The 25,602-nt window shown below is 41.4% G+C and carries 16 protein-coding genes, 36 tRNA genes and 3 rRNA genes; 49 read left to right on the top strand and 6 right to left on the bottom strand.

From position 1 onward, the window contains the following. Nucleotides 1-268: 268 nt before the first annotated feature. The gene (locus CSE16_RS16855; RefSeq protein WP_253896105.1) at nucleotides 269-760 is read right to left on the bottom strand and encodes a divergent PAP2 family protein; all 492 of its coding nucleotides are present in this window, start codon (nucleotides 758-760) and stop codon (nucleotides 269-271) included. Between the two features lie 120 nt (nucleotides 761-880). Between CSE16_RS16855 and CSE16_RS16850 the strand changes: the two genes are divergently transcribed. The 3 genes from CSE16_RS16850 (at nucleotide 881) to CSE16_RS16840 (ending at nucleotide 3,475) form a co-directional block, all read left to right on the top strand. Then, nucleotides 881-2,383: a leucyl aminopeptidase gene (locus tag CSE16_RS16850; protein ID WP_099424958.1), complete on the top strand. Its 1,503-nt coding sequence runs from the start codon at nucleotides 881-883 to the stop codon at nucleotides 2,381-2,383. Nucleotides 2,384-2,504: 121 nt separating this feature from the next. Beyond that, nucleotides 2,505-2,792 carry a hypothetical protein gene (locus CSE16_RS16845; protein ID WP_099424957.1) on the top strand — a complete coding sequence of 96 codons (288 nt, stop codon included), beginning with the start codon at nucleotides 2,505-2,507 and terminating at the stop codon, nucleotides 2,790-2,792. 119 nt (nucleotides 2,793-2,911) lie between these two features. After that, a complete protein-coding gene (locus CSE16_RS16840) occupies nucleotides 2,912-3,475 on the top strand; it encodes a DUF5366 family protein (protein WP_099424956.1) in 564 nt (187 codons plus the stop codon). A 41-nt stretch (nucleotides 3,476-3,516) separates the two neighbouring features. Here the strand turns inward: CSE16_RS16840 and CSE16_RS16835 are convergent, their stop codons facing one another. Together CSE16_RS16835 and CSE16_RS16830 are read right to left on the bottom strand one after the other, a co-directional pair. Further along, nucleotides 3,517-5,367, bottom strand: a complete 1,851-nt coding sequence (locus CSE16_RS16835) for a transglycosylase domain-containing protein (protein ID WP_099424955.1) — start codon at nucleotides 5,365-5,367, stop codon at nucleotides 3,517-3,519. Between the two features lie 121 nt (nucleotides 5,368-5,488). Next, entirely contained in the window at nucleotides 5,489-6,718 is a 1,230-nt protein-coding gene (locus CSE16_RS16830; protein WP_099424954.1) for an MFS transporter, read from the bottom strand. A 196-nt stretch (nucleotides 6,719-6,914) separates the two neighbouring features. On the opposite strand from CSE16_RS16830, the gene CSE16_RS16825 reads away from it, so the two are divergent. Together CSE16_RS16825 and CSE16_RS16820 are read left to right on the top strand one after the other, a co-directional pair. Beyond that, a complete protein-coding gene (locus tag CSE16_RS16825) occupies nucleotides 6,915-7,502 on the top strand; it encodes a peptidylprolyl isomerase (RefSeq protein ID WP_099424953.1) in 588 nt (195 codons plus the stop codon). 21 nt (nucleotides 7,503-7,523) lie between these two features. Continuing rightward, nucleotides 7,524-7,766 (top strand): hypothetical protein, encoded by a 243-nt coding sequence (locus CSE16_RS16820; RefSeq protein ID WP_099424952.1) that lies wholly within the window; start codon nucleotides 7,524-7,526, stop codon nucleotides 7,764-7,766. 95 nt (nucleotides 7,767-7,861) lie between these two features. Here the strand turns inward: CSE16_RS16820 and CSE16_RS16815 are convergent, their stop codons facing one another. Next, the gene (locus tag CSE16_RS16815) at nucleotides 7,862-9,028 is read right to left on the bottom strand and encodes a MalY/PatB family protein (protein ID WP_099424951.1); all 1,167 of its coding nucleotides are present in this window, start codon (nucleotides 9,026-9,028) and stop codon (nucleotides 7,862-7,864) included. 80 nt (nucleotides 9,029-9,108) lie between these two features. On the opposite strand from CSE16_RS16815, the gene CSE16_RS16810 reads away from it, so the two are divergent. The 4 genes from CSE16_RS16810 (at nucleotide 9,109) to CSE16_RS16795 (ending at nucleotide 12,856) form a co-directional block, all read left to right on the top strand. Then, nucleotides 9,109-9,369: a DUF1871 family protein gene (locus CSE16_RS16810; RefSeq protein WP_099424950.1), complete on the top strand. Its 261-nt coding sequence runs from the start codon at nucleotides 9,109-9,111 to the stop codon at nucleotides 9,367-9,369. Nucleotides 9,370-9,693: 324 nt separating this feature from the next. Next, a complete protein-coding gene (yugI, locus tag CSE16_RS16805) occupies nucleotides 9,694-10,068 on the top strand; it encodes a S1 domain-containing post-transcriptional regulator GSP13 (protein ID WP_099424949.1) in 375 nt (124 codons plus the stop codon). Between the two features lie 217 nt (nucleotides 10,069-10,285). After that, nucleotides 10,286-11,530: a Glu/Leu/Phe/Val family dehydrogenase gene (locus tag CSE16_RS16800; protein ID WP_099424948.1), complete on the top strand. Its 1,245-nt coding sequence runs from the start codon at nucleotides 10,286-10,288 to the stop codon at nucleotides 11,528-11,530. A 162-nt stretch (nucleotides 11,531-11,692) separates the two neighbouring features. Then, nucleotides 11,693-12,856 (top strand): iron-containing alcohol dehydrogenase, encoded by a 1,164-nt coding sequence (locus CSE16_RS16795; RefSeq protein ID WP_099424947.1) that lies wholly within the window; start codon nucleotides 11,693-11,695, stop codon nucleotides 12,854-12,856. Between the two features lie 69 nt (nucleotides 12,857-12,925). On the opposite strand, the gene CSE16_RS16790 is transcribed toward CSE16_RS16795, so the two are convergent. Further along, the gene (locus CSE16_RS16790) at nucleotides 12,926-13,915 is read right to left on the bottom strand and encodes a cation diffusion facilitator family transporter (protein ID WP_099424946.1); all 990 of its coding nucleotides are present in this window, start codon (nucleotides 13,913-13,915) and stop codon (nucleotides 12,926-12,928) included. A gap of 15 nt (nucleotides 13,916-13,930) precedes the next feature. Next, nucleotides 13,931-14,650, bottom strand: coding sequence for an MgtC/SapB family protein (locus tag CSE16_RS16785; RefSeq protein ID WP_099424945.1), 720 nt, complete (start codon nucleotides 14,648-14,650; stop codon nucleotides 13,931-13,933). A 292-nt stretch (nucleotides 14,651-14,942) separates the two neighbouring features. On the opposite strand from CSE16_RS16785, the gene CSE16_RS16780 reads away from it, so the two are divergent. From CSE16_RS16780 to CSE16_RS16585, 40 genes are all read left to right on the top strand, one after another. Continuing rightward, a complete protein-coding gene (locus tag CSE16_RS16780; protein WP_099424944.1) occupies nucleotides 14,943-15,833 on the top strand; it encodes a DMT family transporter in 891 nt (296 codons plus the stop codon). Nucleotides 15,834-16,168: 335 nt separating this feature from the next. Then, a 16S ribosomal RNA gene (locus tag CSE16_RS16775) occupies nucleotides 16,169-17,725 on the top strand. A gap of 210 nt (nucleotides 17,726-17,935) precedes the next feature. Next, nucleotides 17,936-20,862, top strand: a 23S ribosomal RNA gene (locus CSE16_RS16770). Between the two features lie 123 nt (nucleotides 20,863-20,985). Then, nucleotides 20,986-21,101 (top strand): 5S ribosomal RNA (rrf, locus tag CSE16_RS16765). Together the 16S, 23S and 5S rRNA genes with 20 tRNA genes alongside form the textbook arrangement of a ribosomal RNA operon. Nucleotides 21,102-21,111: 10 nt before the next feature. Next, nucleotides 21,112-21,187: transfer RNA gene (locus CSE16_RS16760), tRNA-Val, on the top strand. Nucleotides 21,188-21,196: 9 nt separating this feature from the next. Beyond that, nucleotides 21,197-21,272: transfer RNA gene (locus tag CSE16_RS16755), tRNA-Thr, on the top strand. 6 nt (nucleotides 21,273-21,278) lie between these two features. Continuing rightward, nucleotides 21,279-21,354 (top strand) — tRNA-Lys (locus CSE16_RS16750). A gap of 18 nt (nucleotides 21,355-21,372) precedes the next feature. Beyond that, a tRNA-Leu gene (locus CSE16_RS16745) sits at nucleotides 21,373-21,457 on the top strand. Nucleotides 21,458-21,500: 43 nt separating this feature from the next. After that, nucleotides 21,501-21,575: transfer RNA gene (locus CSE16_RS16740), tRNA-Gly, on the top strand. A gap of 5 nt (nucleotides 21,576-21,580) precedes the next feature. After that, nucleotides 21,581-21,669, top strand: a tRNA-Leu gene (locus CSE16_RS16735). A gap of 19 nt (nucleotides 21,670-21,688) precedes the next feature. Continuing rightward, nucleotides 21,689-21,765: transfer RNA gene (locus CSE16_RS16730), tRNA-Arg, on the top strand. A gap of 22 nt (nucleotides 21,766-21,787) precedes the next feature. After that, nucleotides 21,788-21,864 (top strand) — tRNA-Pro (locus CSE16_RS16725). A gap of 6 nt (nucleotides 21,865-21,870) precedes the next feature. After that, a tRNA-Ala gene (locus CSE16_RS16720) sits at nucleotides 21,871-21,946 on the top strand. A 26-nt stretch (nucleotides 21,947-21,972) separates the two neighbouring features. Then, nucleotides 21,973-22,046 (top strand) — tRNA-Met (locus tag CSE16_RS16715). Between the two features lie 7 nt (nucleotides 22,047-22,053). Beyond that, nucleotides 22,054-22,130 (top strand) — tRNA-Ile (locus CSE16_RS16710). A gap of 18 nt (nucleotides 22,131-22,148) precedes the next feature. After that, nucleotides 22,149-22,241, top strand: a tRNA-Ser gene (locus tag CSE16_RS16705). 55 nt (nucleotides 22,242-22,296) lie between these two features. Beyond that, nucleotides 22,297-22,371 (top strand) — tRNA-Met (locus tag CSE16_RS16700). Between the two features lie 3 nt (nucleotides 22,372-22,374). Next, nucleotides 22,375-22,450 (top strand) — tRNA-Asp (locus CSE16_RS16695). 24 nt (nucleotides 22,451-22,474) lie between these two features. Then, nucleotides 22,475-22,550, top strand: a tRNA-Phe gene (locus CSE16_RS16690). A 4-nt stretch (nucleotides 22,551-22,554) separates the two neighbouring features. After that, nucleotides 22,555-22,628: transfer RNA gene (locus CSE16_RS16685), tRNA-Gly, on the top strand. A 6-nt stretch (nucleotides 22,629-22,634) separates the two neighbouring features. Further along, nucleotides 22,635-22,711, top strand: a tRNA-Ile gene (locus tag CSE16_RS16680). Between the two features lie 18 nt (nucleotides 22,712-22,729). Further along, a tRNA-Asn gene (locus CSE16_RS16675) sits at nucleotides 22,730-22,804 on the top strand. A gap of 12 nt (nucleotides 22,805-22,816) precedes the next feature. After that, nucleotides 22,817-22,907: transfer RNA gene (locus CSE16_RS16670), tRNA-Ser, on the top strand. A gap of 9 nt (nucleotides 22,908-22,916) precedes the next feature. Continuing rightward, a tRNA-Glu gene (locus CSE16_RS16665) sits at nucleotides 22,917-22,988 on the top strand. A 1,094-nt stretch (nucleotides 22,989-24,082) separates the two neighbouring features. Beyond that, a tRNA-Val gene (locus tag CSE16_RS16660) sits at nucleotides 24,083-24,158 on the top strand. 9 nt (nucleotides 24,159-24,167) lie between these two features. Beyond that, a tRNA-Thr gene (locus CSE16_RS16655) sits at nucleotides 24,168-24,243 on the top strand. Between the two features lie 6 nt (nucleotides 24,244-24,249). Further along, a tRNA-Lys gene (locus CSE16_RS16650) sits at nucleotides 24,250-24,325 on the top strand. Between the two features lie 18 nt (nucleotides 24,326-24,343). Continuing rightward, a tRNA-Leu gene (locus CSE16_RS16645) sits at nucleotides 24,344-24,428 on the top strand. A gap of 43 nt (nucleotides 24,429-24,471) precedes the next feature. Then, nucleotides 24,472-24,546: transfer RNA gene (locus CSE16_RS16640), tRNA-Gly, on the top strand. 5 nt (nucleotides 24,547-24,551) lie between these two features. Next, a tRNA-Leu gene (locus tag CSE16_RS16635) sits at nucleotides 24,552-24,640 on the top strand. A gap of 19 nt (nucleotides 24,641-24,659) precedes the next feature. After that, a tRNA-Arg gene (locus CSE16_RS16630) sits at nucleotides 24,660-24,736 on the top strand. A 22-nt stretch (nucleotides 24,737-24,758) separates the two neighbouring features. Beyond that, nucleotides 24,759-24,835: transfer RNA gene (locus CSE16_RS16625), tRNA-Pro, on the top strand. 6 nt (nucleotides 24,836-24,841) lie between these two features. Next, nucleotides 24,842-24,917 (top strand) — tRNA-Ala (locus CSE16_RS16620). A 26-nt stretch (nucleotides 24,918-24,943) separates the two neighbouring features. Continuing rightward, nucleotides 24,944-25,017 (top strand) — tRNA-Met (locus tag CSE16_RS16615). A gap of 7 nt (nucleotides 25,018-25,024) precedes the next feature. Then, a tRNA-Ile gene (locus CSE16_RS16610) sits at nucleotides 25,025-25,101 on the top strand. Between the two features lie 18 nt (nucleotides 25,102-25,119). Further along, nucleotides 25,120-25,212, top strand: a tRNA-Ser gene (locus CSE16_RS16605). A gap of 55 nt (nucleotides 25,213-25,267) precedes the next feature. Then, nucleotides 25,268-25,342 (top strand) — tRNA-Met (locus tag CSE16_RS16600). A 3-nt stretch (nucleotides 25,343-25,345) separates the two neighbouring features. Further along, nucleotides 25,346-25,421: transfer RNA gene (locus tag CSE16_RS16595), tRNA-Asp, on the top strand. Nucleotides 25,422-25,445: 24 nt separating this feature from the next. After that, nucleotides 25,446-25,521 (top strand) — tRNA-Phe (locus tag CSE16_RS16590). A gap of 4 nt (nucleotides 25,522-25,525) precedes the next feature. After that, nucleotides 25,526-25,599 (top strand) — tRNA-Gly (locus tag CSE16_RS16585). Nucleotides 25,600-25,602: the final 3 nt, after the last annotated feature.

Here is a 25,602-nt window from a genome sequence, read left to right as displayed (position 1 = left end):
TGGGGGATGAATGCAAAATATACACTTAACTCAATGTGGGTTCAACCCCGGCTAAAGTAGGGGAAATCAGGCGAAGAACATTGCATCTTGCGGCAAAGCCTGATTGACCAACATCGTGTTGGCCCAAAGCCCCGACAGATGTCCCAGATTTTGAAAGGAAGCTTTTCGAGCGGGTTCGAAAAAAATCTGGACGCAATTACGCCGAGGCGTAATTGATTTGTAAAAAGATCACAACTCCATTTCTGTGCGAGTTGTGGTCTTTTTCAATTTAAAAATTGCCAAAGCTGTATACAACAACGGCTAAAAGAATGCCCGATAAGCCACCGATGAAAACTTCACTTTTTTTATGACCAAGCAATGTTTTTAAATCCTCAATTTTTTCCTGTTCGTTCAATTCAGGCCATCGTTTGATTTCTTTGAAAAATAGCTGTAGCTCGTGGCGTATTTCATTGAGGACCGCAGCATGTTGTCCAGCTTGAAAACGAACATGGCTTGCATCGTACATGACAATTCCTGCGAGCATCGTAGCTACCGCAAAAGTGGGGGATTCAAAGCCAACTTCAAAGCCAACAGCTGTTGCAACGCTTGTTACAGCAGCAGAATGCGAGCTTGGCATCCCACCTGTCGATGTAAGTAAGCCCCAATCAAGTTTTCGTGTAATGATGAAGTTAATGGGAACTTTTAATAGTTGCGCAAAAATAATAGCAAAAATACCGAGCCAAAGTGGTACATTTTGTAATATTCCGATAATTACACCCACTTTCTATTGATTAACAATAGTATACCATGGTTACATAAAAATTATAAAATGAGTTATTTCGTTTCCCGAATTAACAAAACTTGTATATAATGAATCTATTAATTGAGAGGGGATTTAACGATGAATATCGAGAATAACGTAAAAACATTTGAAACAGTAACTTCTGAAACATTAATTATCGGCATACAAAAGCACCACGAACAAATGAAAAATTGGTCATTATTTAATGAATTTTTTGGTGAAAAAATTGACGTTTGGTTACGAAATGGAGAAATTAGTACCGATGCGCATAAGATAACGAAAATCCCATATACAGGTGTAAATTCTCAACTGAAGCGCATTATTTTTGTTGGCTTAGGTGAACGAAAAAATAGTACAACAGACGATTTACGAGAAGTATTTGCGGCAATCGGAAAAGAAATGAGTGTATCTAAATTAAGCGACATCGCGATATGGGTAGAGTCGTTCGTAACGGATCAAATAGATGAAGTAAAAAGCGCATTTTTAGCGGGAGAAGGTTTGCATTTGGGCAATTACACATCACCAAATTATAAAACGTCCTCTAATGAAACAGATGTGTATTTCGATGCAGTACAATTTGTAACAACAGCAAATATTGAAGAAGTTGTATCGAATTTTGAAGTAGGTAAAATTTATGCGGACGCAGTAAATGAGGCACGTTCATTAATTAATTTACCACCAAATATGTTGACTGCGACGGATTTAGCAAATTATGCAGTTGAAGTAGCTACAAAATATGATTTTGAAATTGAAGTTTTAAATAAAGCGCAACTTGAAGAAATCGGGATGGGCGGTATTTTAGCGGTTAACCGTGGATCTGTAGAAGAACCTCGATTAATTACGATTAAATACCAAGGTACTCAGAATTGGGAAAACGTAATCGGCCTTGTAGGAAAAGGTGTAACGTATGATACAGGTGGTTATTCATTAAAGCCAAGAGAAGGTATGATTGGTATGAAAGGCGATATGGGCGGTGCGGCAGGTGTATTAGGCGCGATGCAAATTATTGGTGCAACACGTCCTAAACAAAACGTCATTGCGGTTATTGGCTCAACGGATAACATGGTTTCAGGTGATGCGATGAAGCCGGATGATGTTATTACGATGTATAATGGTAAAACGGTAGAAGTATTAAATACAGATGCTGAAGGGCGTCTCGTGTTAGCTGATGCAACAACATATGCAAAACAGCAAGGGGCAAACGTTTTAATCGACGTGGCGACATTAACGGGTGGCGTGATTGTTGCGCTTGGTAATGATAAAACAGGTGCTTTAACGAACAACGAGGAATTTTTTGCTGAATTTATGGAAGCGGCGAATGAAACAGGCGAATTTGTATGGCGTTTACCATTAACGGAAAATGATAAAAAGCGTATTCGTAAATCAGATGTTGCTGATTTAAATAACTCGCCAGGTCGCGATGGTCACATGATTTTTGGTGGTGGCTTTGTTGGTGAATTTGCAGAGGATACACCTTGGATTCATTTAGATATCGCAGGTACATCAGATGCATCTGCACCACATGTCCTAGGACCAAAAGGTGGAACAGGTGTCATGGTTCGTACATTGGCAACATTAGTAGAAAAGCGAGCGAATAACTAAATACCTTTCATTTAGAGAATGTCATGATAACAAGTGACATTCTCTTTTTTAGTTTAGAAATAGGCAGGGGACTAACTAAAGGTAAGAACACGCATAAACTATTGTAAAAGGAGGGAGATTAATGGTAAATCGACAAGGTAATTTCAATCGTGGAGGCTTCGGTAGAGGGGGCTTTGGTAGAGGTGGATTCGGAGGAGGATTTGGCGGACCATTTTTTGGCGGATTTGGCGGACCGTTTTTAGGAGGACTTTTAGGTAGCTTCCTAGGAGGGTCTATAGGTGGAGGCTACCCATCACAACCACCATACTACTATCCACCATATCCACCGAACTATTATCCACCAAACTATTATCCACCAAACTATTACCCACCATATTATAAACAGCCATATCATAGAAATCCTTGGTAATTTGAACAAACCAAATCACACACAATATGTTAATATAAGTGGAGATTAATTTTTTGTAGGATATATACCTAAATTAAATAAATAATAAGAGAAATATAAATTTTGAGGTACGAACATTTATGAAAAATCCATATTTATATGGTTACTTACCACTAATCACCATCATTTTATTTAGTCTTTCATTTGGCATATTTGCTGTATCGGAGTCGTTGGAATTATTCTATGCGATAGGTGTTTACAATGGTATGCGGGAATTTTTATCTGATTTAGAATTACGTTTTGTTTTACTTATTGTGTTTGCGCTCGTATTTTTTATGTTATTTTCAGCATTAAAATTAATCGGCGAAACAATCCATGAGCTTGGCATGCTGTTTTTTTCAAAAGATCAGGCAGGCGAAACGATGAGTGTCGCTCGTGGCGGCTATGTGATTTTCTTCTTCGGATCTTTTGCATCTGTTATTGGCATCCAATCATTACTTATTTTGATTATTGTCTTTATAGCGACCGTTTTTAGTTATTTCATTTATACGATTTATAAAACGAGCCAATTTATGACGATTAGTGGCATGATTGGGCTCATCTTTTTTGAGGTCATCACATGGTTTATTTTTATTACATTAATCGTGTATGCGCTTATTAAATTATACAATGGAATACTTGCAAGCTTACCATTTGCAACATAGGAAAAGGAGCGATCTCATCATAACGAGGAGATCGCCCCTTTTTAATCTGTTATCGCATTAAAAATAGAGAAATGAATTTTGGATTTTTCGATAGCTTCCATAGAGCGAGGGGTGTCGTACCCAATCCATACAGCTGCTGTGTAATCATTTGTTAAGCCTGTCACCCAATAATCCTTAAATTGATTCGTTGTTCCGGTTTTGGCCCCGATATAGCCAGATGAGCTGTACAAGCCTTTACCTGTACCACTTTTTACAACGTCGGTTAAAATGTCGCGCATCGTATTGACGGTATGGGCAGACCAAATTTCTTGTCGTTCTTTTGGCCAGCTGTAAAGTATATTGCCATTTAAGTCGGTCACTTTTCGAATGCTGTGGGCAGGAGAATAATAGCCGTCCACAAAGCTTGAATACGCATCGGCCATTTCAAGCGTTGTCACACCATAAGATAAGCCGCCTAAAGCTGCCGCATATGTCCGATCTTCTTTAACGATGGAATTGAACTGAAAACGATCGATATATTGGAAGGCGGTATCAACTCCAATTACTTCAAATAAACGGAGCGCACTCGTATTAATACTATGCTTAAAGGCAGTTGAGATTGTCACATTACCATAAATACTTCTCCCGTAGTTTTCAGGACAGAAATTGCCAACACAATAAGCACCACCACTGACAATTGAATTTTTAGATGCATTTGTCGTTTCAAAATAAGGTGCATAAACACTTAAAGGCTTAAAGGCGGATCCAGGTTGTCTCGGTGATTGGAAAGCGCGATGCAAATCAAATTTTTTATAATCCTTTCCCCCGTAAATACTAACGATTTCTTGGGTTGAATTATCAATCACAGTTGCACTTGCCTGTAAGTCTGGTACGTTTAGGATGGAATTAATAGCGGCTTCGTCCTGCGCCTGTTTTTCGGGCTGAAGTGCTGTGTAAATATTAATCCCACTATTTACAGCATTATCTACCAGCTTGTTTAACTCAAGCTGCAAATATTCCTTTTCCATTTTATCTTCTGTTTGGGCTATTTTTTGTGCATAGCCGGATTGTTCAGCAATTAACCATTTTAGCTCCTGTAATACGTATGTACTATAGCTAGGGTAAAGTTGAATTTTGTTTTTCACGGCTAATTCAATCACTTCATTTTTATGTGTAAGTGCCTCAGCAGAAGAAATAATTTGATGCTCCGTTAACTTGTCGATTAACCGTTCTTGCCGTCTTTTTGTATTGTCAAAATTTTTAATCGGGTCATATAAAGACGGGTTATTTGGAATTGCAGCAATAAAAGCAATTTCAGCTAGTGAAAGCTTGATAAGAGGCTTATTAAAATAATAAGTAGCTGCTGCACCAATGCCGTAAACTTGGTTGCTAAAATACATTTCATTTAAATACATTTCAAAAATTTGCTCTTTTGAATAAAGTTTCTCAAGCTCATACGCGTAAAATAATTCCATCAGCTTCCGTTCGTACGTTTTTTCTTCTGTTAAATAACGCATACGAACAAGCTGCTGTGTAATTGTACTACCGCCTTGTTGAATTGATTGATCAGACGTATTAGCAACGAAGGCGCGGGCGATGGCACTTACATCGAAGCCGATATGAGTAAAGAAATTTTCGTCTTCACTAAGTAAAAATAATTGTTTAACAACCTCTGGCATATCTTTCAATGACATAGGCTGTGACCATTCGGTATATTCTTCGCTAAAAATTTGACCATTTGCATCAAAAAGCGTTATAGGTGATGAAGAAACAACTTCTGGTAATTCGATGGACTGTTCAATTAGTTGTCCGTGTTGCTTCGCTTTTGCGATTTCTTTCCAAACTTCACTTCCGATTAACAGGAGTATCGGTATGCTACAAACGATAAGTAAGTAGCCAAAAAATTGTTTCATTTAACTTCCTCCAAACACATCACTAAAAGAAGAGTAACATAAATGGATGTGTGAATTAAGGGGGATTTTTATTTATATAGACTGAAGTTGATACTTTTTTGTATAAAAAAATCAGCCCGCTTTATTTTTGTGCGAGCTGATGTTCTTTTAATAGGTCATCCATCTGCTGTGAAGGCAATTTCCGGAGCCAATACACGACGATAAATGATAGGGCAAATAGCATCCCTGTTGTATAGAAAACCGAATGAATCCCACCAACACTTGCCACAAGCCCACCTAATACGGGGCCTAAAATATTCCCTAAAAAACGGAAACTTTGGTTGTACCCCATCATTTCACCTTGCACTTCAATCGGAGCTTCACGTCGGATTAATGCGGTAGTAATAGGAATTAATCCGCCAGCCACAATCCCAAATAAGAAACGTAAAATGATTAACTGCCATAAGGCGGTTACAAAAGCTTGTGGAATAATAAATAGGACTGAAACGATAAGTAGGAAGGATAGAACCTTTTCATACCCATGATGGTCGCTTAATTTCCCCCAAAAGCGTGCAAATGCAATATTCCCTAAGCCAGCTGCACTAAAAGTTATGCCTGCAAGCATGGCTACTTCTTGGGAAGGAGTCAGCTCGGATACATAAAGTGACAGTAAAGGCTGAATACTAAAGTTTCCAATTTGAATTAACGTTGTTACGAGCATAATATTTAGAATCAGGCGATGATGAAAAATTGCCCATAAAACATTTTTTCTTGAATAAATCGAGCTTTTCTTTTTTCGAATAATTGTCGGTTCATGAATACCGAAAATAATAATGATTGCCGCGATGGTGATGGCAATCGCAGTAATGGTAAATGTATATTTAAAGCCAACAGCATCCGCCATCATCCCGCCGATTACAGGACCAAAAAGGGTCCCACCAACACTTCCCATTTGAAGGGTGCCGAGCGTTTTACCGGCAATTTCTTTTGGTGTATGTTTACTTATGAAGGCCATAGAAGTAGGGATAAAGCCTGTTACCACGCCCATTCCTAAACGTAAAATGAAGAATTGCTCAACGTTTTGAACATAGCCCATTAAAAATATACTGATGGCAATTCCGAAACAGTTAATAATCATAATCGGTTTATAGCCATATTTATCAGCAATTCGTCCCCAAATTGGTGACATTAAAAGGGCTGTAATGAATGTAGCAGCAAAGATTAACCCTGCCCATGTTTGGACATAGTCTGCAGAAAAATGGCCTAAAGTATCAATATAGAGAGAAAGGAAGGGCATGATCATCGTCGCGGAAGCTGCAACAATAAAGTTGGCGATTAAAATGATAATGAAATTACTTTTCATATTTTGCAATAGAATCACATTCCTCCAGTGAGTATTTAAATAATTACATTCAATTATAACTTATTTCGGGACTCGAAGAAAGTGGTTATCAAGTTATTAGCGGAAGTTGTTAGATTTATGGTAAAATGGAACATGGTATAAAGGAATTATAGGTTTACTTATGTATACCCATTCAACAATTATTCAAATTAAAGGAGAGACAAAAATGTTACCACAATTAACGAAAGAACTAAATCCTGGTGAAGTATTAGTCGAAATGAATACAACGATGGGTGCAATCAAAATTAAATTATTCCCAGAACAAGCACCAAAAACGGTTGAGAACTTTTTAGGACATGCTAAATCAGGCTATTACAACGGAATTATTTTCCACCGTGTTATTCCAAAATTCATGATTCAAGGTGGCGATCCAACAGGAACTGGTATGGGCGGCGAATCAATTTGGGGTGGAACATTTGAAGATGAGTGTGTGCCAGAATTATTAAATATTCGTGGCGCATTATCAATGGCCAATGCAGGTCCTGGTACAAATGGTTCTCAATTCTTTATTGTCCAAGCACCTCAAGTAGAAGTTTCTATGCTGAAGCAGATGGAAGTTCGCGGATGGGGTAAAGATGAAGTAGAATTATACAAGAAAAACGGTGGTACACCATGGTTAGATGGTAAGCACACGGTATTCGGCCAAGTTGTCGAAGGCATGGATATTGTTGACAAAATTACGAACGTTGACCGCAATATGCACGATAAACCTAAAGAAGATGTTAAAATTGAATCAATCACTGTAATCGACTAATAATAAAGGACGTGTGAGCGAGTGAATCAATTTTTAATAAACTTCTCGGGAGGGTTTTTATACTTCCCAGAAGATAAGTCACTTTATCTACCAGCCGCTATCGAATTTGCCATTTTAATGATTATCGTATTTGCTACGTATCGTTGGATTCGCCGTATTGCAGCTCGTCAAGCCGAAAAAGCGCAACATTTAGAAAAACGCGCTTTACAAGAACGAGATGACCGTATGGCACAAGAAAAAATGGTAAGTGAAATTCAAAAATAACAGAGAAAGGCAGAAACGTTTTACCACGTTTCTGCCTTTTGCTGTTATTCCGCATGAACGGGCAGTAAAAATCAACTATCTGTACAAGCTTTGTTTTATAGTAATGCGTGCTTAAATCGTGCAATACCATCTTTTAATGTTTCGAATGGGCAAGCAACATTAATACGTAAGAACCCTCTACCTGCTTCACCGTATTTTGTACCTGGATCTAATGCAAGTCGCCCTTTCGTTAATAAGCGTTGCATGATATCCTGCTCAGATAAACCAGTTCCACGGTAGTCAATCCACATTAAATATGTAGCTTCTGGAATTACGACACTTATTCCGTCTATTGCATTTAATTCATCGGAAACATATTGCATATTTTCCTTTATATAAGAAAGAAGTTCGTCAAGCCATTGTGCTCCTTCGGTATAGACAGCTTTTACAGCTGTGCATGCAAAAATATTAAGCGAAAGGACCCCGTGTGCTTGGGCGTTCAAATCGAGCGCTGTATATAAATCCTTGTTCGGTGCGACAATCATCGCTGCATGAATACCTGCAATGTTAAAGGTTTTCGTTGGAGCAATACAAGCCAGTATTTTCGCTTGATCCGCGCCTTTTACAGAAAGTGCAGGTGTATAATTTTTTGAAATTAAAATATCCGCGTGAATTTCATCAGATAATAAATAAACATCATATTGAATACATAATTGGACTAACTTTTCCAAATCTTCGCGGCTCCATACAATACCCGCTGGATTATGAGGATTACATAAAATATATAATTTTATGCCAGATTGGAATAGTTCTTCCAGTACACCAAAATCAAATGCATAAGCGCCATCTTTTTCCGTTAAATCAGCTGTCACGATCTCACGCTGTTGTGCAATCGGAACATTGAAAAATGGTGGATAAGCAGGTGTAGACATCCCGATTTTATCTCCAACCTCTGTAAAAGTTTCAATAATTGTGGCAATCGCAGGTACGACTCCTTGTTGAAAAAGAATTGTAGAAGGATCGATTGTCCATTGGTGACGCGTTTCGTACCAGTTTGTTAAGGCCTTTTTTACTTCGTCGTTCGGAAAAGTGTAACCAAAGACAGGGTGTTTCAGTCGTTCATTGATAGCATCTGCTAGTACTGGTGGTGCAGGAAAATCCATATCCGCTATCCACATTGGTAAAATAGAAGAAGTATCTGGAATATTATAAATTTCACTCATATTATCCCACTTAATGGAACTTGAATTTCTACGTTCATGATAATCATTAAATCTCGACATAATTAACCTCTTTTCTTTTTGATCTTTTCAAACTTATGTTATCATACTAACTATTAAAAAGAGTAGTAGGGTGTGCGAAAATGGAAAATATAGAAATGAATCGAAAGTCGGTTCTATTATTACAAGAGTGGGACCCCTTTAACTTTGGTGCTGAAAGCTATGATACAGAAACTGCCGATGTCGTGGCAGCCTTACAAGGGATTGACGATCCATCGGAGCTTGCGAAAGTGATTCAAACTGTATATGAACACTCATTTGAGCAGTGGATTCCGTTTGAAAACTGTGTCTCAATAGCATATAAGTTAATTGCGGTAAAATTTGAAGCAAAGTGTATTATTTAACTTGCTGCAGCAGAAGTACTAACTTTATAAGTGATGGGATGAATGTTGAATATTCCCTTATATCAGTAGAGATTCAAACCCCAGCTGAAGTAGTGGTTGTATCTCGAATAATTTTGTACGAGGTAAGCCTTTCAAAATATAAAAGGACAGGAATTGTTTGGTAAATTTTGTTTTGGTATATCAATCATAAGGTTTAATGTAGCTTTTTTGCTCTTTCGGTAACTATTATGGCTAGTTCAATGCGATTCTTTGTTCCGGTTGTTTTCATATGTTATAATTTAACATGAAAATTACGTATATATGAAGAGAAGGTAGGAGCAAAGTATGGCAAAAAAAATCGAAGTGGGTGACGTGTTAACCGGTACAGTAACAGGGATTCAACCATACGGTGCTTTTGTTTCGCTAGATGAACAAACGCAGGGACTTGTTCATATATCGGAAATAACGTATGGTTTTGTGAAAGACGTTGGAGAGCACTTAGCAGTTGGTGATGACATCGAGGTGAAGGTGTTAGAAGTCGACGCGGAGCAAAGAAAAATTAGTCTATCCATTCGCGAGTTACAGGTCATGCCTCACCATCGTAAAAAAGAAATTCAACCCCGAAAGTCATTGCAAGATCGTGTCGATGAATTTGACGCAGATGGTTTTAAATTACTAAAGGATAAATTACAAGATTGGATCGAACAATCTGGTCAATAACTGTTTGAAAAGGCATCAATGGAAAGCGCATTGATGTCTTTTTTAATTGACAAATATTATTGATTTGAAAGTAAAATAGCAAATTATTAGTGAATTCAGCAACATTATAATAAAAGTGTTCAAAATGTGACAAATAATCTAACAAAGTCGGAAAGAAGTGTGTTACAATGTTGGCGGAAAGACTCAAAAACATTAAATTTTAAAGAGGCGAATAACAATGGCTGAAAATTTAAACCTGTTCACATCAACTCAAGAAGTAATTCATGAAGCATTAAATAAACTGGGCTATGATGAAGCGATGTACGAATTATTAAAAGAACCGATTCGCATGCTTTCAGTTCGTATTCCTGTAAAAATGGATGATGGCACTACAAAAGTATTTACAGGTTACCGCGGGCAGCATAATGATGCAGTCGGACCTACAAAGGGTGGAGTACGTTTCCATCCAATGGTTTCTGAGGAAGAAGTGAAAGCGCTTTCGATGTGGATGACGTTGAAATGCGGCATCGTCGATCTTCCATATGGCGGTGGTAAAGGTGGAGTTGTTTGTGACCCACGTGAAATGTCGATGGGCGAGCTTGAACGCTTAAGTCGTGGGTATGTGCGTGCGATTAAACAATTCGTAGGTCCAACAAAAGACATTCCTGCACCAGACGTATTTACAAATGCTCAAATTATGGCATGGATGATGGATGAATATAGCCGTATGGACGAGTTTAACTCTCCTGGATTCATTACAGGTAAGCCGATTGTGCTAGGTGGTTCACAAGGTCGTGACCGTGCAACAGCAGAAGGGGTAACAATTGTTATTGAAGAAGCTGCAAAAAAACGTAATATCGAAATTAAAGGAGCACGAATCGTTATCCAAGGTTTTGGAAACGCAGGTAGTTTCTTAGCGAAGTTCATGAGTGACTTAGGTGCAAAGGTTATCGGTATTTCAGATGCGCAGGGGGCATTACATGATCCGAATGGTTTAGATATCGACTATTTATTAGATCGTCGTGATTCATTTGGGACAGTTACAACGTTATTTGAAAATACAATTACAAATAAAGAATTACTTGAATTAGATTGTGATATTTTAGTACCTGCTGCAATCGAAAATCAAATTACAGCAGACAACGCACATCAGATTAAAGCGAATATCGTAGTAGAAGCAGCGAACGGTCCAACTACTGCAGAAGCAACAAAAATTTTAACTGAGCGCGGGATTCTTTTAGTGCCAGACGTATTAGCATCAGCTGGTGGGGTAACAGTATCTTATTTCGAATGGGTACAAAACAACCAAGGTTACTACTGGACAGAAGAAGAAGTTCGTGAAAAATTATACAAAAAAATGGTAACAGCATTTGATAATGTATATACAACAGCACAAAATCGTAACATCAACATGCGATTAGCAGCATACATGGTTGGCGTACGTCGCACAGCGGAAGCATCTCGTTTCCGTGGTTGGGTGTAAATCCTCCTAATTATTAAACCTCACTTAGTTATTTTCTGAGTGAGGTTTTTATTTTTAATTGAAAAGCGCCTTTCTAATAGGGGGAATAATATTAGCTATTTAATGTGAATGGTGAGAAAATGAACATATAAAAGTAGTTTTTTAATTAGAGGAGGGCTAAGGATGAATGCTTTTTCATTTTACAATCCGGTAAAAATCCATTTTGGTAAGGGGAGTATCGAAAACTTACGAAAAGAGTTACCACAATACGGTAAAAATATTTTGCTTGTATACGGTGGGGGCAGTATTAAATCAAATGGTGTTTACGATAACATCGTGGCTCTCTTAAATGAGCTTTCAATGGAGATTTTCGAGTTATCTGGAGTGGAACCAAACCCTCGAGTGGAAACAGCGCGTAAAGGAATTGAAATTTGTAAAGAACAAAAAATCGATCTTGTTTTAGCGGTAGGTGGCGGTTCTGTAATTGATTGTGCAAAATTAATCGTAGCGGGTGCTAAAATAGAGGAAGATGCGTGGGATATTGTAACAAAGAAAGTATTCCCGAAAGATGCATTGCCATTAGCTACGGTACTTACGTTAGCAGCAACAGCATCTGAAATGAACTCAGGCTCCGTCATTACGAATTTAGCAACGAAAGAAAAATTTAGCTGGGGAAGTCCCGCTGTTTTTCCTAAGTTTTCGATTTTAGATCCTACTTATACGTATACAGTACCGACGAACCAAACAATCAATGGCATTGTTGATACGATGACACATATTTTCGAGCAATATTTTAATAATGCAACAAGTACGCCACTAATGGATGAGATGAGCGAGGGGGTTTTACGTACAATTATTGACGTAACCCCGAAAGTTTTGGAAGATCCAACAAATTACGGGTATAGAGAGACATTGATGCTTGCGGCGACATTAGGTTTGAATGGCTATTTATCATTAGGAGCTCGCGGAGATTGGGCGACACATAATATCGAGCACGCAGTTTCTGCATATTATGATATTGCGCATGCAGGTGGATTAGCAATTCTTTTCCCGAATTGGATGCGCCATAATGTTCATGTAAACACTGCAAAATTTGCAAGACTAGCAGAGAAGGTTTTCGGAATTGAAGTAGCTGATAAATCCAATGAACAAATTGCTATAGAGGGAATTGAAGCTCTTTCAGCATTTTGGACTTCCATCGGAGCGCCGAAAAAATTAGCAGATTACGAAATTGATGAAACGCATTTTGATGATATGGTCCACCATTGTATGGTCAATGGTCCATTCGGTAACTTTAATAAACTGCAATCTGAAGATGTACGAAAGATTTTAGAGATGTCTTTATAAAATAAGAAAAGAGACTAGAACTCCTTTTAGGAATGTCTAGTCTCATTTTTTATTGAAAAAAGTGATGGCTTAAATTCTCCCTTTATTTCCCTCGGGTATCGTTGCTGTATGTGTCCATGCGCGCTCACCATCATCTTCATCGAACGCCATTGTCACCTTTGTAACCCCTTTTTGATTTAATAATAATTCTGTTAAGTGGTCTCTGACATCATCTAAGTAAGCTAATGATAACTTTGAATCTGTTTCTGCAACGAGTTCCACATGTAAAAATTCTCCCTCTTTAATCACTTCGAGACGAGCAATATCCGCCACATTGGGATCTTGCATAACCAGATTACCAATGTGAACTAACATTTCCTCATCCGTTTCCCCAATCGCTCCACGTGCATTATCAAGGAATACACGACCTACAACATAAAACATCATTAATCCAATGATAATGGATACTAAGCCTTCCAATCGATAAAATCCAGTAAAATGAGCAATGACAATCGCTAAAATTGCGAGAACATTACCACCCGTTGCAACTAAATCTTCCATCCATACTAATTTTGTAGCAGGTTTAGCACGTTTTAAATAGCGGACAGATTGAAAAATTGCAAGACCTTTACCTTCCACCCCAACTTCATGGAGCACTTCTTTCGCTGCTTTATTTAAAACAATTAACTCTAAAAACGCCCCTATTGCTAACACGCTAAGTGCAATATACATACCACTCGATTCGGTAGCGGGATGCAAAAAGTGGTGCAAGCCTTCTTTAATTGTTTCATAAGATAAAATTGCAACAATCAATACCGCGCCAAGGCACACAAGATTCACTACGCGCCCATAGCCGTTAGGGAAACGAGGAGAAGGTGCTTTTTTGGATAAGGCTGAACCGATAAAAACAAAAAATTGGTTCGCTGCATCACCAAATGAATGCATCATTTCGGCAAACATGGCTACATTTCCTGTTAAAAAGAAGGCTACACCTTTAAGGGTACCTAAAAATGCATTGACGAGTGCTGCGAGTAAGGATGGCTTATTTCCGCCCTTTAATAAACTGACTAGATCTTTCATTCGTATACTCCTCCGCTAATCTAAATATTCGATTTTAATTTTTTTTACGTAACTAAGTTCATGTAATCGATTATACAACTCTAAAGTATTATTAGTCCTTACTGTTGAAAAGCGTACATCGACTTCGTGTAAAGAGGTTTCGGAATCCGCCACATCACGGATGCAAAGATTTTCAATGTGCATATCATTTTGTCGCATGTAATCTAATAAATTTTTTATATTTACAGCATGCTCTGCCAAGATGGTTAGGGAGACTTCCCTCATTCGTAACCGTTTTGGTCCGATTTTAAACAATAAAGGTGCTAAAACCTCTATTCCTAAAACAACAATTAATACGGTCATGAAAGCTTGAATGTAAAAACCTGCACCAACAGCAATTCCAATGGCAGCAGCTCCCCAAATCATAGCGGCAGTTGTTAAACCGGTTATACTATTATTTTCCTTTCTTAAAATAACGCCTGCACCTAAAAATCCAATACCACTAACGATTTGAGCGGCTAGTCGTAAAGGATCCATTGTTATATTAATGTCATCTCTCGCGGGGGTGGTGTAAGCAGTTTCTATGGAGATAATTGTTAACAAACAGCTAAATGTCGCAATAACTAAACTTGTTTTTAATCCAACGGGTTTCTTTTTTAGTTCTCTTTCAATGCCTATAATTAAGCTTAAAGTTGCTGCGACTAAAAGTCTGAAAAAAATTTCTAATGAAAAATCATCTACCACAAGCCACTCCAATCAGTTCAACTCCTTTGTAATCTAGGTGCAAAAATGCAATTTGGAGTAAGCAAGAAAAATCGAACCATTGAACGGGACGGACAATAATTTTTTTCTAGTCTTATTTATTGTGAGCAAGTAAAATGTAGTGATGTGATTTTATTTTTTTTATCGAAATATAATCGGTCATATTCAATGTTTTTTCTAGTGAACTCCAATGAATAAACTTTTAAATCATTTATAGTAATTAAGAAGAAATACTAAATTGAATTCATTTAAATTAAGAATTAAAAGAAGGAGTGAAGGTATAATAATGAACAAACCGCCTATTAATCCATATATTCCGATATTTATTGGTGTAATTTCCGTTGCGCTGTCGGCCATATTTGTAAAACTAACAAATGCGGAATCGGGCGTCATTGCATTTTACCGGATGTTATTATCAATTTTAATTATGCTTCCATTATTTTTAATGAAGTATCGGCATGAACTTAAGCACTTATCAAAACGGGATTGGATTTTTTCTTCAATTGCAGGAATCTTTTTGGCGTTCCACTTTATTTTATGGTTTGAATCGCTTAACTATACTTCGGTTGCGAGTTCCACTGTATTAGTTACGATGCAACCATTATTCGCATTTGTCGGGACTTATCTATTTTTTAAAGAAAAAATCACTCTTAAAACAATTGCCGCGGGTGCCATTGCAATTGCGGGGAGTGTATTAATTGGCTGGGGAGATTTTCAAATCAGTGGCAATGCACTATATGGTGACATTTTAGCGCTCATAGCTTGTGCGCTTGTCACGGGGTATTTGTTATTTGGTCAAGATGTTCGTCAAAGGTTATCATTAATTACATATACAATGGTTGTTTATTCTATTAGTACGATTACATTGTTCTTTTATGTATTGATAAAGGGCGAGTCATTTGGTCCTTATCCGGCAATAGACTGGTTTTGGTTTTTACTATTAGCGATTATCCCTAATTTGCTTGGTCATAATTTATTTAATTGGTCTTTAAAGTGGGTGAGTACAAATGTTATTTCTATTGCTATTTTATTTGAACCAATTGGAGCGGCAATATTAGCGATTTTTATATTTGATGAGTACTTAACGGGCACTCAAATACTAGGTGGAATCATTGTGCTTTTTGGAATAATGCTATTTATAGTTGATGTTAAAAAAATCTTTTCAAAAAAAGCTTGATTTAATGTTCCTCTTAGGATATATTATTACTTGTCCCTAAGAGGAACATTCACTTCGGAAAATTATTTCGAAATAATGATTGACTCCAAATGGATTATGCTTTATATTAATTAAGTCCCTAAAACAGTATCGAAAAGCTTTGAAAAAAGTTATTGACATGATAATGTAAGGGTGATAATATAAAGAAGTTGTTTTTCTAACATAACAACATGAACCTTGAAAACTGAACAAGCAAACGTTAATGATTTAAACGTTTAAGTGATGAACTTAAACAAAACATAGATATCAACTTTATGTTGATACGCTAGCAAAGCAAATGAGCTTTCAAACTAACTTTTATGGAGAGTTTGATCCTGGCTCAGGACGAACGCTGGCGGCGTGCCTAATACATGCAAGTCGAGCGGACTTTCATTGGATGCTTGCATCCTTTGAAAGTTAGCGGCGGACGGGTGAGTAACACGTGGGTAACCTACCCTGTAGATTGGGATAACTCCGGGAAACCGGGGCTAATACCGAATAACACTTTTGAGCTCATGTTCGAAAGTTAAAAGATGGTTTCGGCTATCACTACAGGATGGGCCCGCGGCGCATTAGCTAGTTGGTGAGGTAACGGCTCACCAAGGCAACGATGCGTAGCCGACCTGAGAGGGTGATCGGCCACACTGGGACTGAGACACGGCCCAGACTCCTACGGGAGGCAGCAGTAGGGAATCTTCCACAATGGACGAAAGTCTGATGGAGCAACGCCGCGTGAGTGAAGAAGGATTTCGGTTCGTAAAACTCTGTTGCAAGGGAAGAACAAGTAGCGTAGTAACTGGCGCTACCTTGACGGTACCTTGTTAGAAAGCCACGGCTAACTACGTGCCAGCAGCCGCGGTAATACGTAGGTGGCAAGCGTTGTCCGGAATTATTGGGCGTAAAGCGCGCGCAGGTGGTTTCTTAAGTCTGATGTGAAAGCCCACGGCTCAACCGTGGAGGGTCATTGGAAACTGGGAAACTTGAGTGCAGAAGAGGATAGTGGAATTCCAAGTGTAGCGGTGAAATGCGTAGAGATTTGGAGGAACACCAGTGGCGAAGGCGACTATCTGGTCTGTAACTGACACTGAGGCGCGAAAGCGTGGGGAGCAAACAGGATTAGATACCCTGGTAGTCCACGCCGTAAACGATGAGTGCTAAGTGTTGGGGGGTTTCCGCCCCTCAGTGCTGCAGCTAACGCATTAAGCACTCCGCCTGGGGAGTACGGTCGCAAGACTGAAACTCAAAGGAATTGACGGGGGCCCGCACAAGCGGTGGAGCATGTGGTTTAATTCGAAGCAACGCGAAGAACCTTACCAGGTCTTGACATCCCATTGACCACTGTAGAGATACAGTTTTCCCTTCGGGGACAACGGTGACAGGTGGTGCATGGTTGTCGTCAGCTCGTGTCGTGAGATGTTGGGTTAAGTCCCGCAACGAGCGCAACCCTTATTCTTAGTTGCCATCATTTAGTTGGGCACTCTAAGGAGACTGCCGGTGACAAACCGGAGGAAGGTGGGGATGACGTCAAATCATCATGCCCCTTATGACCTGGGCTACACACGTGCTACAATGGACGGTACAAACGGTTGCCAACCCGCGAGGGGGAGCTAATCCGATAAAACCGTTCTCAGTTCGGATTGTAGGCTGCAACTCGCCTACATGAAGCCGGAATCGCTAGTAATCGCGGATCAGCATGCCGCGGTGAATACGTTCCCGGGCCTTGTACACACCGCCCGTCACACCACGAGAGTTTGTAACACCCGAAGTCGGTGGGGTAACCTTTATGGAGCCAGCCGCCGAAGGTGGGATAGATGATTGGGGTGAAGTCGTAACAAGGTAGCCGTATCGGAAGGTGCGGCTGGATCACCTCCTTTCTAAGGATATATTCGGAATCATTCCTTATGGAATGAAACATTAACGTTTGCTGTTCAGTTTTGAAGGTTCATCTTTATGATGAAATACTTCAAAACTTGTTCTTTGAAAACTGGATAAAACGACATTGAAAGCAATAAACAAACAAATGATCAAGAAATTGATCGTGCAATCTTTTAAAATCTTACTCATCTGAGTAAGTGTAACTTATTGGTTAAGTTAATAAGGGCGCACGGTGGATGCCTTGGCACTAGGAGTCGAAGAAGGACGGCACTAACACCGATATGCTTTGGGGAGCTGTAAGTAAGCTTTGATCCAGAGATTTCCGAATGGGGGAACCCACTATGTTTAATCACATAGTATCTTCACGTGAATACATAGCGTGTTGAGGACAGACGCAGGGAACTGAAACATCTAAGTACCTGCAGGAACAGAAAGAAAATTCGATTCCCTGAGTAGCGGCGAGCGAAACGGGAAGAGCCCAAACCAAAGAGCTTGCTCTTTGGGGTTGTAGGACATTCTATACGGAGTTACAAAAGAATGAGATAGTTGAAGCGGCTTGGAAAGGCCCGCCATAGAAGGTAAAAGCCCTGTAAGTGAAACCTCATTCCCTCTTGAATGTATCCTGAGTACGGCGGAACACGTGAAATTCCGTCGGAATCTGGGAGGACCATCTCCCAAGGCTAAATACTACCTAGTGACCGATAGTGAACCAGTACCGTGAGGGAAAGGTGAAAAGCACCCCGGAAGGGGAGTGAAATAGATCCTGAAACCGTGTGCCTACAAGTAGTTAGAGCCCGTTAATGGGTGATAGCGTGCCTTTTGTAGAATGAACCGGCGAGTTACGATTACGTGCGAGGTTAAGTTGATGAGACGGAGCCGCAGCGAAAGCGAGTCTGAATAGGGCGAATTAGTACGTGGTCGTAGACCCGAAACCAGGTGATCTACCCATGTCCAGGGTGAAGGTGAGGTAACACTTACTGGAGGCCCGAACCCACGCACGTTGAAAAGTGCGGGGATGAGGTGTGGGTAGCGGAGAAATTCCAATCGAACCTGGAGATAGCTGGTTCTCTCCGAAATAGCTTTAGGGCTAGCCTCGTGATTGAGAATACTGGAGGTAGAGCACTGTTTGGACTAGGGGGGCATCTCGCTTTACCGAATTCAGACAAACTCCGAATGCCAGATATTTATACACGGGAGTCAGACTGCGAGTGATAAGATCCGTAGTCAAGAGGGAAACAGCCCAGACCACCAGCTAAGGTCCCAAAGTAATCGTTAAGTGGAAAAGGATGTGGCGTTGCTTAGACAACCAGGATGTTGGCTTAGAAGCAGCCACCATTTAAAGAGTGCGTAATAGCTCACTGGTCGAGTGACGCTGCGCCGAAAATTTATCGGGGCTAAACGATTCACCGAAGCTGTGGATGCATCCGTATGGATGCGTGGTAGGAGAGCGTTCTAAGGGCGTTGAAGTCAGACCGGAAGGACTGGTGGAGCGCTTAGAAGTGAGAATGCCGGTATGAGTAGCGAAAGACGGGTGAGAATCCCGTCCACCGTATGACTAAGGTTTCCTGAGGAAGGCTCGTCCGCTCAGGGTTAGTCGGGACCTAAGCCGAGGCCGATAGGCGTAGGCGATGGACAACAGGTTGATATTCCTGTACCACCTCCTCACCGTTTGAGAAATGGGGGGACGCAGTAGGATAGGGTAAGCAGAGCGTTGGTTGTCTCTGTTCAAGCAGTAAGGCGTGTGTGTAGGCAAATCCGCACACTAATACGTTGAGCTGTGATGACGAGTCCGTATGGACGAAGTTCCTGATTTCACACTGCCAAGAAAAGCCTCTATCGAGGTGAGAGGTGCCCGTACCGCAAACCGACACAGGTAGTCGAGGAGAGAATCCTAAGGTGTGCGAGAGAACTCTCGTTAAGGAACTCGGCAAAATGACCCCGTAACTTCGGGAGAAGGGGTGCTCTTGAGCGTGCAAGCGCACGAGAGCCGCAGTGAATAGGCCCAGGCGACTGTTTAGCAAAAACACAGGTCTCTGCAAAACCGTAAGGTGAAGTATAGGGGCTGACGCCTGCCCGGTGCTGGAAGGTTAAGAGGAGTGGTTAGCGCAAGCGAAGCTACGAATTGAAGCCCCAGTAAACGGCGGCCGTAACTATAACGGTCCTAAGGTAGCGAAATTCCTTGTCGGGTAAGTTCCGACCCGCACGAAAGGCGTAACGATCTGGGCACTGTCTCAACGAGAGACTCGGTGAAATTATAGTACCTGTGAAGATGCAGGTTACCCGCGACAGGACGGAAAGACCCCGTGGAGCTTTACTGTAGCCTGATATTGAATTTTGGTACAACTTGTACAGGATAGGTAGGAGCCAGAGATCTCGGAGCGCCAGCTTCGAAGGAGGCGTCAGTGGGATACTACCCTGGTTGTATTGAACTTCTAACCCATGCCCCTTAACGGGGTAGGAGACAGTGTCAGGCGGACAGTTTGACTGGGGCGGTCGCCTCCTAAAGAGTAACGGAGGCGCCCAAAGGTTCCCTCAGAATGGTTGGAAATCATTCGTAGAGTGTAAAGGCATAAGGGAGCTTGACTGCGAGACCTACAAGTCGAGCAGGGTCGAAAGACGGGCTTAGTGATCCGGTGGTTCCGCATGGAAGGGCCATCGCTCAACGGATAAAAGCTACCCCGGGGATAACAGGCTTATCTCCCCCAAGAGTCCACATCGACGGGGAGGTTTGGCACCTCGATGTCGGCTCATCGCATCCTGGGGCTGTAGTCGGTCCCAAGGGTTGGGCTGTTCGCCCATTAAAGCGGTACGCGAGCTGGGTTCAGAACGTCGTGAGACAGTTCGGTCCCTATCCGTCGTGGGCGTAGGAAATTTGAGAGGAGCTGTCCTTAGTACGAGAGGACCGGGATGGACACACCGCTGGTGTACCAGTTGTCTTGCCAAAGGCATCGCTGGGTAGCTATGTGTGGACGGGATAAGTGCTGAAAGCATCTAAGCATGAAGCCCCCCTCAAGATGAGATTTCCCATTACGCAAGTAAGTAAGACCCCTGAAAGACGATCAGGTAGATAGGTTCGAGGTGGAAGTGTGGCGACATATGGAGCTGACGAATACTAATCGGTCGAGGACTTAACCACAATTTATTGCACATTTTCAATGAAACGTTTATCCAGTTTTGAAAGAATAAAATTTATTTTTTACCAATAAAGTATTGATTTTTATTAGTAAATACGATATAATAAATCTTGTCTTTTAAATTGTCTAGTGATGATGGCAAAGAGGTCACACCCGTTCCCATACCGAACACGGAAGTTAAGCTCTTTAGCGCCGATGGTAGTTGGGGGCTTCCCCCTGTGAGAGTAGGACATCGCTAGGCATATTACCCAGGAGGATTAGCTCAGCTGGGAGAGCATCTGCCTTACAAGCAGAGGGTCGGCGGTTCGAGCCCGTCATCCTCCACCATTTCTAAATGCCGGTGTAGCTCAGTTGGTAGAGCAACTGACTTGTAATCAGTAGGTCGAGGGTTCGACTCCTTTCGCCGGCACCATTTAGAGAGCCATTAGCTCAGTCGGTAGAGCATCTGACTTTTAATCAGAGGGTCGAAGGTTCGAGTCCTTCATGGCTCACCAGTTTTATATATGTCTGCTGCGGGTGTGGCGGAACTGGCAGACGCACTAGACTTAGGATCTAGCGCCGCAAGGCGTGGGGGTTCGACTCCCTTCACCCGCACCATTAAATTAAATACATTGTCAGAATAAAAAATTCTTAAGCATATGCGGAAGTAGTTCAGTGGTAGAACACCACCTTGCCAAGGTGGGGGTCGCGAGTTCGAACCTCGTCTTCCGCTCCAAATATGCCGGGGTGGCGGAACTGGCAGACGCACAGGACTTAAAATCCTGCGGTGAGTGATCACCGTGCCGGTTCGATTCCGGCCCTCGGCACCATTTTCTTTTAAATAAATATGCGCCCGTAGCTCAATTGGATAGAGCGTCTGACTACGGATCAGAAGGTTGTGGGTTCGACTCCTGCCGGGCGCGCCATATAAATTTTAATGATATTTTTCGGAATGTAGCTCAGCTTGGTAGAGCACTTGGTTTGGGACCAAGGGGTCGTAGGTTCGAATCCTGTCATTCCGACCATTTCATGGGGCCTTAGCTCAGCTGGGAGAGCGCCTGCCTTGCACGCAGGAGGTCAGCGGTTCGATCCCGCTAGGCTCCACCAAACAATTTTAACCATATAAAGATCCTGGCGGTGTAGCTCAGCTGGCTAGAGCATTCGGTTCATACCCGAAAGGTCGTGGGTTCGACTCCCTCCGCCGCCATCTTAAAGGACCTTTAGCTCAGTTGGTTAGAGCAGACGGCTCATAACCGTCCGGTCACAGGTTCGAGTCCTGTAAGGTCCACCAGTAAATTGAATGATTCATGGAGGTATACCCAAGTTCGGCTGAAGGGATCGGTCTTGAAAACCGACAGGCGGGTAACACCGCGCGGGGGTTCGAATCCCTCTACCTCCTCCATTTTTTAAAAGTAATGGTGTTCAATAGGATAAAGAATAGAATAAAGTAATATTGTCGCGGGGTGGAGCAGTGGTAGCTCGTCGGGCTCATAACCCGAAGGTCACAGGTTCAAGTCCTGTCCCCGCAACCAAATGGTCCCGTGGTGTAGCGGTTAACATGCCTGCCTGTCACGCAGGAGATCGCCGGTTCGATCCCGGTCGGGACCGCCATTTATATTTATGGAAGAGTATTATGGGTCAGTAGCTCAGTTGGTAGAGCATTAGATTGAAGCTCTAAGTGTCGGCGGTTCGATTCCGTCCTGACCCACCATAATGCGGGTGTAGTTTAATGGTAAAACCTCAGCCTTCCAAGCTGATGTCGTGAGTTCGATTCTCATCACCCGCTCCATTTTAAGGGCCTATAGCTCAGCTGGTTAGAGCGCACGCCTGATAAGCGTGAGGTCGATGGTTCGAGTCCATTTAGGCCCACCATTAAAACATCATAATTATTCCGAAGTAGCTCAGTGGTAGAGCAACCGGCTGTTAACCGGTTGGTCGTAGGTTCGAGTCCTACCTTCGGAGCCATTTTTATTCTATGGGGAAGTACCCAAGTGGCTCAAGGGGCGCCCCTGCTAAGGGTGTAGATCGCGTAAGCGGTGCGAGGGTTCGAATCCCTCCTTCTCCGCCATAGAATGTAGGCCCGTTGGTCAAGCGGTTAAGACACCGCCCTTTCACGGCGGTAACACGGGTTCGAATCCCGTACGGGTCATCATAAAATGTAAAAAAGCGCTGCATACGTATAAAACGTATGCAGTGCTTTTTATTAATTAGCTATATTAAATAATAATGTTGATTTTTAAAATAAGTACGAGGGGACTCAAGTATTAAGTGGGTTCCCTCACTAATTTAATAACCTCTGTACATTATTTGAAATCAATGTTTTTAGAAATACAAGTTCATCTTTCTCAAAATCCTAAGTATCAATATCAGTATCATTTGAATAACATTGAACCACTTTTACAACAGTATTTTTCATCTCTTTTGGGACCATCTATTATTCCTTCCCTAATATTTTTCCTATCTCAATCTCGATGTATTGTGATTGAGATAGGAAAATTGTGACGAACGCCATTTTTTATCTTAGGTGATATCAATTGAATGAAGAACAGGCTACTTCAATAATCATCTTTCTAACTGTTGTGTCGTCATTTCATTGCCAACAATTCACTCTCGATTAATTTTCTATATCTTTTATAGATCGAAAGTAAGTGAGGTTCTCTACTGGGCTTAATTAGCCGAAATCATGTTGATAGAGCTTCTATATCAAGCGAATTGATGTATGAATATGAATAATGATCTGACCATTTATTTGTGCAGCAATGCTATTCATGCTACAAAAAGAATGCGATAACCAAACGAAGGCAATTTATTATGATTCTATATCAAAATCCCTTAGATAAACGATCAAACAAAGACTCTTGGAATAAGACAGTTAGCTCTTAAAATTAACGATAAGTGGCGAAGCTGGTTTTCATTAAGTGTATAAATAGGGGGATTATGGTCGAAAAATAAACACGATTTTATAAACAATTACTTATATTTTGAATCATAATGGATTGTTAAGTGAAATATTTGGAAATAGTAGTTGATAAATAATTGTAATCGTATTAAACTTTCGTTATGCCTTTTAAATTTTTCTAATTAACAAGTTTAACTAGCAAATATCAACTTTTAAAAAAATAATAATATTTTTAAAAAAAGTTATAAAAAACTATTGCATTTCACTCAAAATCTTGATATTATAAATCTTGTCCTTAACAATTAGGTTTTGAAGTTCTAAGGAATCAGTTCTTAATATCCCATGGAGGATTAGCTCAGCTGGGAGAGCATCTGCCTTACAAGCAGAGGGTCGGCGGTTCGAGCCCGTCATCCTCCACCATTTCTAAATGCCGGTGTAGCTCAGTTGGTAGAGCAACTGACTTGTAATCAGTAGGTCGAGGGTTCGACTCCTTTCGCCGGCACCATTTAGAGAGCCATTAGCTCAGTCGGTAGAGCATCTGACTTTTAATCAGAGGGTCGAAGGTTCGAGTCCTTCATGGCTCACCAGTTTTATATATGTCTGCTGCGGGTGTGGCGGAACTGGCAGACGCACTAGACTTAGGATCTAGCGCCGCAAGGCGTGGGGGTTCGACTCCCTTCACCCGCACCATTAAATTAAATACATTGTCAGAATAAAAAATTCTTAAGCATATGCGGAAGTAGTTCAGTGGTAGAACACCACCTTGCCAAGGTGGGGGTCGCGAGTTCGAACCTCGTCTTCCGCTCCAAATATGCCGGGGTGGCGGAACTGGCAGACGCACAGGACTTAAAATCCTGCGGTGAGTGATCACCGTGCCGGTTCGATTCCGGCCCTCGGCACCATTTTCTTTTAAATAAATATGCGCCCGTAGCTCAATTGGATAGAGCGTCTGACTACGGATCAGAAGGTTGTGGGTTCGACTCCTGCCGGGCGCGCCATATAAATTTTAATGATATTTTTCGGAATGTAGCTCAGCTTGGTAGAGCACTTGGTTTGGGACCAAGGGGTCGTAGGTTCGAATCCTGTCATTCCGACCATTTCATGGGGCCTTAGCTCAGCTGGGAGAGCGCCTGCCTTGCACGCAGGAGGTCAGCGGTTCGATCCCGCTAGGCTCCACCAAACAATTTTAACCATATAAAGATCCTGGCGGTGTAGCTCAGCTGGCTAGAGCATTCGGTTCATACCCGAAAGGTCGTGGGTTCGACTCCCTCCGCCGCCATCTTAAAGGACCTTTAGCTCAGTTGGTTAGAGCAGACGGCTCATAACCGTCCGGTCACAGGTTCGAGTCCTGTAAGGTCCACCAGTAAATTGAATGATTCATGGAGGTATACCCAAGTTCGGCTGAAGGGATCGGTCTTGAAAACCGACAGGCGGGTAACACCGCGCGGGGGTTCGAATCCCTCTACCTCCTCCATTTTTTAAAAGTAATGGTGTTCAATAGGATAAAGAATAGAATAAAGTAATATTGTCGCGGGGTGGAGCAGTGGTAGCTCGTCGGGCTCATAACCCGAAGGTCACAGGTTCAAGTCCTGTCCCCGCAACCAAATGGTCCCGTGGTGTAGCGGTTAACATGCCTGCCTGTCACGCAGGAGATCGCCGGTTCGATCCCGGTCGGGACCGCCATTTATATTTATGGAAGAGTATTATGGGTCAGTAGCTCAGTTGGTAGAGCATTAGATTGAAGCTCTAAGTGTCGGCGGTTCGATTCCGTCCTGACCCACCATAATGCGGGTGTAGTTTAATGGTAAAACCTCAGCCTTCCAAGCTGATGTCGTGAGTTCGATTCTCATCACCCGCTCCATTT

Origin of the sequence: Solibacillus sp. R5-41 (assembly GCF_002736105.1) — a bacterium.
GTDB lineage: Bacteria > Bacillota > Bacilli > Bacillales_A > Planococcaceae > Solibacillus.
The sequence above is the reverse complement of the archived record's forward strand: the minus strand, read 5'-3'. Positions and strand labels throughout refer to the sequence as shown.